General features: G+C 53.7%; 5 protein-coding genes. 3 read left to right on the forward strand and 2 right to left on the reverse strand.

Annotation, left to right across the window (positions count from 1 at the left end; genetic code table 11):
• Nucleotides 1-1,093 precede the first annotated feature (1,093 nt).
• Both PsW74_RS04055 and PsW74_RS04060 read left to right on the forward strand, forming a co-directional pair.
• Complete coding sequence (locus tag PsW74_RS04055) at nucleotides 1,094-1,486, forward strand: cupin domain-containing protein (protein WP_063290137.1); 393 nt, start codon at nucleotides 1,094-1,096, stop codon at nucleotides 1,484-1,486.
• 169 nt (nucleotides 1,487-1,655) lie between these two features.
• Nucleotides 1,656-2,348 (forward strand): nitroreductase family protein, encoded by a 693-nt coding sequence (locus tag PsW74_RS04060; RefSeq protein WP_057461220.1) that lies wholly within the window; start codon nucleotides 1,656-1,658, stop codon nucleotides 2,346-2,348.
• Here PsW74_RS04060 and PsW74_RS04065 read toward each other — a convergent pair.
• Nucleotides 2,345-4,684, reverse strand: a complete 2,340-nt coding sequence (locus tag PsW74_RS04065; protein WP_063290136.1) for a heavy metal translocating P-type ATPase — start codon at nucleotides 4,682-4,684, stop codon at nucleotides 2,345-2,347. The two genes, PsW74_RS04060 and PsW74_RS04065, sit on opposite strands and share 4 nt — an antisense overlap.
• A gap of 198 nt (nucleotides 4,685-4,882) precedes the next feature.
• On the reverse strand, nucleotides 4,883-5,527 hold the full coding sequence (locus tag PsW74_RS04070; protein ID WP_057461222.1) for a TetR/AcrR family transcriptional regulator: 645 nt from the start codon (nucleotides 5,525-5,527) through the stop codon (nucleotides 4,883-4,885).
• Between the two features lie 101 nt (nucleotides 5,528-5,628).
• On the opposite strand from PsW74_RS04070, the gene PsW74_RS04075 reads away from it, so the two are divergent.
• The coding region (locus tag PsW74_RS04075) for an acyclic terpene utilization AtuA family protein (protein ID WP_208987829.1) at nucleotides 5,629-7,097 on the forward strand (1,469 nt) is incomplete at its 3' end.

Here is a 7,097-nt window from a genome sequence, read left to right on the forward strand (position 1 = left end):
ATAAAACAGAACAAACATATCAGACAAAAAGCCCCCAATGCTTAATGCATGGGGGCTTTTTGTCGTTTTAGAACTAGGCTGTCCTGAATGAACGTGCTGAAAACACAGCGAGCTAGACTCCAAACCGCCAGCACCAAAGCACTCTCTTATCCCTGAATATACAGCCAACAGTTGGCCTCAGCGAAACCAAAGCAACGACCTCAAGGGATGGAAACGCATAGCCTCGCGGTGCTGTTATGAGACATGAGCTACCCTCCGTGCATCCCAAAGAGAAGGGGAGTGAGCCTGTGGGAAGGGCGAGCCTTAGACCTCAAGAGCGACTAACACAGGCGATCAAGCCGCGGTATTTATGAGCTGGTGCTGTGGGCAGCGTGAGTGAACTAAACCGCAACTGGGATGGCTTTGCGCGGCTATCTGCGTTTGCTGGCATATGCACTCGAATTTGTGCCGCTATGATTGCTGCGCTTTCGAAGGAAATGCGGGGCCAGTTGTGCATCAGGACGTAATCGGCGGGATTGAATCCGTAACTGCTCTACGCTTCCGGAACGGTGGTGCGCTCCTATCTGCGTTCGTTGGCGGTATTTGCTACGGGTGTCTTTATGCAGTGTGATTGGTCTTAAAGCTAGTTGTAGTGGCTTTGCGTTCCTACGTGCGTTTGTTTGCGTTATTAGGGTTGAGACTGCGTTGCTGTGTCTCGCCAGCTGATGAAAGTAGAGCTGGCAGTTGGTCTGCAATGGGCCGTGATCGGTCGGATAACTCGGGCAAACATCCAGCTCAGCACTCAAGCCGTGAAAGGGGATAGAAATAATCTATCCCCCTACCTCAAATGATGTCGTTGATACCGGGCTTAATGCACGTCGGGGATAAGTGATTTGGACTCATTGAGTGCCAAGTGCAGTTATTTAACAACAATGCAGCTCAACCCTGTCAGCTTGCGAACTCCTCACATGTACAGCGATAACATGGAACCTTCCTGAAACGTGTTCACGACAACTGATGTGGTTATCCTTGCATACTGCAGTTTCTGAGTTCTTCGTACTTGTCAGATAGAGTGAGCTTTTGATTGTCTTTCTGTCAGGAAAGGAAGCTTGTGATGACTCTTATTGATCATAATGCGCAGGAATTAGAAGAGTGGCGGGGTGGGGTGGTGACGCGGATGAGGGTCTCTGCTGTGAATGGTGCGCATCAGCTTTGTATTTTTGATCAGTGGTGTGAGCCCGGAAGTGGGGCTCCGTTGCACCTGCATGCGGTGGAGGAGCTTTTGGAGGTGATTGACGGAACTGCGGAGATTACTTGCGGGGATGAGCGGTATGTTGCGACAGGTAATCAGAGTGTCCTGATCCCTGCCGGGCGTTTGCATGGTTTTTGTAATGTTGGTGAGGGAACATTGCACGTGCGGGCGACGTTGGCTGCGCCAATCTTTGAGGCCAGTTATGAGAACAGCACGGAGGTATCTCGCCGTTGGGTGCCGGATGGATCGTTGTGATGTGGGTTTAGAGGCTGGATTGGCTTTCTGGAGGCAAGTTCAATAGATTTGGCCGTATTCTTCCGTTAGTTTTGCGAAGACCTTACATGGGCTGTAGGACGCTGGGAGGCTGTCGTCGATTTGGCTTGTAAGGGAAAGCAAAAGAATACCTGAAAAGCGGGGGAACAGGATGTTTGCCAAAGAACACATCACATATGAGCCAGTGGATCTGCCAGATCGTCTGGACCTGAGCGATGAGCAGATGCTTGAAGCTGTGAAAGGCTTTTATGACAAGATGAAGCGTCGCCATACGGTTCGGGATTTTTCAAATCGTCCTGTCGCTCGTGAAGTTATTGAAGAGTGCATTCGCACGGCTGGTACGGCTCCTTCTGGTGCGAACCATCAGCCCTGGCATTTTGTTGCCATCTCTCAACCTGAGTTTAAGAAGCGTATCCGGGATGGTGCGGAAGAAGAAGAGCGCCGGTTCTATGACGGCGGCGCGGGTGATGAGTGGATCAAAGCGCTTGAGCCGATTGGAACTAACGATGACAAGCCTCACCTGGAAGATGCGCCATGGCTGATTGTTGTGTTTGCACAGCGTTGGGGGCAGTTTGAAGATGGGACGCGCTACAAAAACTACTACGTGCCTGAAAGCACTGGCATTGCTTGTGGTTTTCTGCTGACGGCGCTGCACCATGCAGGGCTGGTTTCGCTAACCCACACGCCCAACCCGATGAAATTTTTGAATGGCATGCTGGATCGCCCTGACTCCGAAAAGCCAATCATGATCATTGCAGTTGGTCACCCGGCTGAAGATGCCAAGGTACCTGCTGTGGCAAAGCTGAAGAAGCCTCTTTCTGAAATCCTGACTGTAGCGGATTAGAGCTTCAGGTTTTTCAGACGCAGAGAGTTCATTACCACGCAGAAGGATGACAGGCTCATGGCCAGTGCTGCAATCATGGGTGAGAGCAGCGCTCCGGTGAAGGGGTAGAGAATGCCTGCTGCGATGGGGACACCTGCGGAGTTATAGACAAACGCCAGAAACAGGTTCTGGCGGATGTTGCGCAACGACCCGATGGCGAGCTTGCGGGCGCGCACAATGCCTGTGAGATCGCCATTCAGCAATGTGATGCCCGCGCTTTCGACGGCGACGTCTGCGCCTGTTCCCATTGCCAGCCCTACATCGGCTGATGCGAGGGCGGGCGCGTCGTTGACGCCGTCGCCTGCCATGGCAACCATTGCTCCGGATGCATGGAGCTGGTCGACCAGTGTCTTCTTGTCTTCTGGCAAGGCTTCTGCCTTGAACTCATCAATACCGACAGAGTTGGCGACGGCTTTGGCTGTTAAGGCATTGTCTCCGGTTGCCATGACGACTTTGATGCCAGCCTCATGCAGTTGCTGGATGGCCTCGGTTGCGTTTTCTTTGATGGGATCGGAGATGGCGATCATGCCGATGATTTCTTGCTCATTTGACATATAGATGCTGGTGTTGCCTGAAGCACTCAGGGTTTGGTGCTTTTGCTTCATGTCCTCAGAGATCTTGTCGGTGAGGTTGAAGATGACCGGATTGCCGATGGCGTAGAGTTGGCCCTCGACTTTCGCGCTAACGCCTTTTCCGGTGTGGGCCTCAAAATCCTCAGAGTTGGATAAGGACATCTTTTTGGCTGAGGCGGCATGGACGATTGCTTCTGCCAACGGGTGCTCGGAGCCTTTTTCGATGGAGGCTGCGATGTGTAGGAGTTGGTCCTCGGTGTAGCCCTCAGAGAACGACTGGATTGAGGTGACGGTCGGTTTGCCTTCTGTGATGGTTCCTGTCTTGTCGACAATGAGCGTATCGACTTTGGACATGAGCTCCAGCGCAGTGGCATCTTTGATGAGCACGCCTGCCTGCGCGCCTCGGCCACTGGCGGTCATGATGGACATGGGCGTTGCGAGCCCGAGGGCGCAGGGGCAGGCGATGATGAGCACTGATACGGCGACAATGACGGCGTAAGACAGGGATGGTGCCGGGCCGATAAGCAACCAGATGAAGAAGGAGAGAATGGAAATGCTGACCACGGTTGGGACGAAGTAGGCTGAGACCTTATCCGCCATGCCTTGAATGGGCGCACGTGAGCGTTGGGCAGAGGAGACCATGGAGACGATCTTGGAAAGTATGGTATCTGCGCCAACGTTTGTTGCCTCAATGATTAGCGTCCCGTTTTTGTTGAGTGTTCCACCTGTGACTGTGTCTCCTACCTTCTTCTCAAGGGCGACGGCCTCGCCTGTGATCATGCTTTCATCCAGATAGGACTGGCCATCGACAACGCGAGAATCGACTGGGACAGCCTCGCCGGGGCGGACACGAAGCTTGTCGCCTGTCATGATGTTCTCAAGGGGCGCGTCATATTCTGTGCCGTCTTCCAGCACGCGGCGGGCGGTTTTAGGAGCAAGGTCAAGCAGAGCACGGATGGCATCACCCGTGCGCTCACGGGCTCGCATTTCCAGCACTTGTCCCATGAAGATCAGAGCAAGGATGACAGCCGAGGCTTCGTAATAGACCGGCGGATGGCCTGTGGCAGCGCGGATGCTTGGGGGGAACAGGCCGGGCAGGAAGGTTGCCACCAGAGAATAAAGGTAGGCGGCGCCGACGCCCAGGGTGATGAGTGTCCACATGTTGAGGTTCCATGTGGTGATAGACTTGAGGCCTCGTTTGAAGAGCGGGATGCCTGCCCACAGGACAACGGGTGTTGCGAGGACAAACTCTACGTAGATGGCTGTGGGTTCGCCGAGCCATTCGCGGAACGGGAGGCCGATGAAGGGGCCCATGGTGATGGCGAGCAGGGGAATTGAGAGAATTGCGCTGAGCCAGAAGCGTCTGGTGAAATCAACCAGTTCGTGGCTGGGTTCGTCATCGCTGGTGACTGTCATGGGCTCCAGTGCCATGCCGCAGATAGGGCATTCGCCGGGGCCTTTCTTGATGATCTCCGGATGCATGGGGCAGGTGTAATCGACATCCTGCGTCTGAGTTTCCTGCTGCTTTTTGCTGTTGCCAGAGGCGTAGTAATAGGGATCGCTGTCGAATTTATTGAAGCACTTGGGAGAGCAGAAATGGTAGGTCTTTCCGGCAAAATCAGCTGAGAGGGTGTCGTCTGTGACTGTTACAGACATGCCGCAGACCGGATCCTGCTCCGTGGGGGAGGTGGCATTGGGTTGTGGTGTGTTTGATGCCTCGTCCATCAGTCAAAAGGCTCCCTGATCCAGCGCGCTCGCGTTCTACCAGCGCAGATCATATGCCTTTGCAGTGCCTTAAAGGATTAAAGCCCCGTGGGACTTGGCAGTATCACTAGGCAGAACTTAATGGAAATGAGGGCATTTGGGTCAAGTTGCCAAGAGCATTTGTCTGGTGGCCATGGAGAGCGATCTGGCTCTCATTTGTTATGTGCCGCTCTGCGTTTGAGCCAGCTTCAGATGTGGTTCCATGATCATGGCGAACTTGCGGATGATCTTTTCGATATAATCCGGGTCGCTGTGGAACTCCTGCTGGAAAATCATGCCGCGGATGAAAGAGCGCCAGATGAGGAGGGTTAGAGTTACGTCTTCAATGGCCTCTTTATCTAAACCCGGTGGCAGAAAGAACTGGTTGAGCTGCTCGTTCCAGTCTTCCAGTTTGGGGGAGATGCGCAGGGACAATGCCTTGTCCGTGCGGGTTGCCATGATGATTTCAGAGAAGGCGCGCCCTTCTGGTGTGTCGATGATGTTCTTCCAATAGGTTACGAGTGCGTCGGCGAGTGTCCCGTTACCAGAATGCGTTACCTGCGCGAAGGGGAAAGAGTTTGGGCTTTCCTGTTGGTAGTGGCGCAAAATTCTTGAGAGCAGGAAGTCGACCGTTCCAATCACCAGATCTTCCTTGGAGGGGAAGTGGTGCATCAAGGCACCGCGACTGACATCAACGCCTTCCAGCACACGATTGATCGAGGTTTCTGCATAGCCGAGCCGGTCGAGGCAATCGATGGTCGACTTAATGAGGGCTTTGCGTGTGTTTTCACCGCGCTGCTTCTTCTTGTCTAACTTGCTTACCATGATCAACCTTAACCTTAGGAAGGGGTTTTCTCTGAAACACTTGACGTATTGGGAACTAGTATATACCGTACGTTTGGTATGTAAAAGAGGTTTCCGTTAAAATGACCATGAAAACCACGGAAAATCAAAGCTCTAGTAAACGTAAGCAGCCAATTCGCATTGGGGGGGCTTGCGGCTTTTGGGGTGACTCTAGTGCGTCAACCGGGCAGTTGTTGCGCGCTGGAGGGCTCGATTACATTGTTTACGACTATCTGGCAGAGATCACTCTTTCCATCATGGCAAGGGCGCGTCAGAAGTCTCCTGATCTTGGATATGCGACGGATTTTGTTGAGCAGGTGCTTGGCTTGAACCTGAAGGCTATTGCCGCGTCCAAGACTAAAATTCTCAGTAATGCTGGTGGTGTTAATCCTGAGAGTTGTGCCTCCAAGATCCGTGAATTGATTGCTGCGCAGAAGCTCGATCTGAAGGTTGCCGTTGTCACTGGTGATGATCTGCTGGCGGAGGCAGGGACGTATCAGGCCGCTGGTGTGACAGAGATGTTCTCTCATGAGGCCTTCCCGAAGTCAGAGAAAGTTGCCTCCATCAATGCTTACCTTGGCGCGCAGCCTGTTGTTGCGGCTCTGGACGCTTGTGCAGATATCGTCATTACAGGGCGGTGTGCGGACAGTGCGTTGACCCTTGCTGCATGCGCGCATGCCTTTGGCTGGAACTGGGCGGATTATGACCGCCTTTCAGCAGGGAGCCTTGTCGGGCATCTGCTGGAGTGCGGGACGCAGGTTACTGGCGGCAACTTTACAGACTGGCGGGATGTGCCGGATGTGAAGAAGATCGGCTATCCAATTGCGACAGTTTATGAAGATGGCAGCTGTGATCTGAGCAAGCCGGATGGCAGTGGCGGGCTTGTGAGTGTTGGCACTGTTGCTGAGCAGATGATCTATGAGATTGGTGATCCGCAAGCTTATTTGCTGCCTGATGTGACCTGTGATTTTTCGCAGGTGACGGTTGAGGCGAAAGCAGCGGATTGTGTGCATGTTTCCGGTGCAAAAGGGCGTTCAGCGCCTGAGAGCCTGAAGGTTTCAGCAACCTGGGCGGATGGGTTTCGCATTGGATTGATGATCCCCTATGTGGGCTTTGATGCTGGCGAGAAAGCGCAGGTGTTTGCTGACCTTGCGCTTGGCCGCGCTGAGACGGTGATGAAAAAGCTTGGTGCGCCCGGCTACCAAGAGGTTTCCGTTGAGATTGTGGGGGCAGGATCTCAGGTTGGCGCAGCTTCTGTGAGCCGGGGCACCTATGAAGAAGTTGTCCTGAAGATTGCCGCACGGCATGTGGATCAGCGTGCTGCTGGTTTGTTGTTGCGTGAGTTGACCGGGTTGGGGCTGTCTGTTGCTCCGGGGATGACAACGTTTAACGGTGGCCGGCCTAAGCCGTCGCCTGTTGTGCGGTTGTTCTCATTCCTTGTTGAGCAGTCGGCGGTTTCGCCTCAGGTTTCTCTGGAAGGAGCGCCTGTTCCGTTTGAGCCTGTGATTGCGACAGGTGTGGCAGCGGCAGCTGAGAGTGCCGAGATTCCGCA

Origin of the sequence: Pseudovibrio sp. W74, from assembly GCF_001623085.1 — a bacterium.
Taxonomy (GTDB): Bacteria; Pseudomonadota; Alphaproteobacteria; order Rhizobiales; family Stappiaceae; genus Pseudovibrio.

What these genes read in the sequence shown, in the direction of transcription:
- PsW74_RS04055 (WP_063290137.1), top strand. Translation starts at nt 1,094, where the DNA reads ATGACTCTTATTGATCATAATGCGCAGGAATTAGAAGAGTGGCGGGGT.
- PsW74_RS04065 (WP_063290136.1), bottom strand. Translation starts at nt 4,684, where the DNA reads ATGGACGAGGCATCAAACACACCACAACCCAATGCCACCTCCCCCACG.
- PsW74_RS04060 (WP_057461220.1), top strand. Translation starts at nt 1,656, where the DNA reads ATGTTTGCCAAAGAACACATCACATATGAGCCAGTGGATCTGCCAGAT.
- PsW74_RS04070 (WP_057461222.1), bottom strand. Translation starts at nt 5,527, where the DNA reads ATGGTAAGCAAGTTAGACAAGAAGAAGCAGCGCGGTGAAAACACACGC.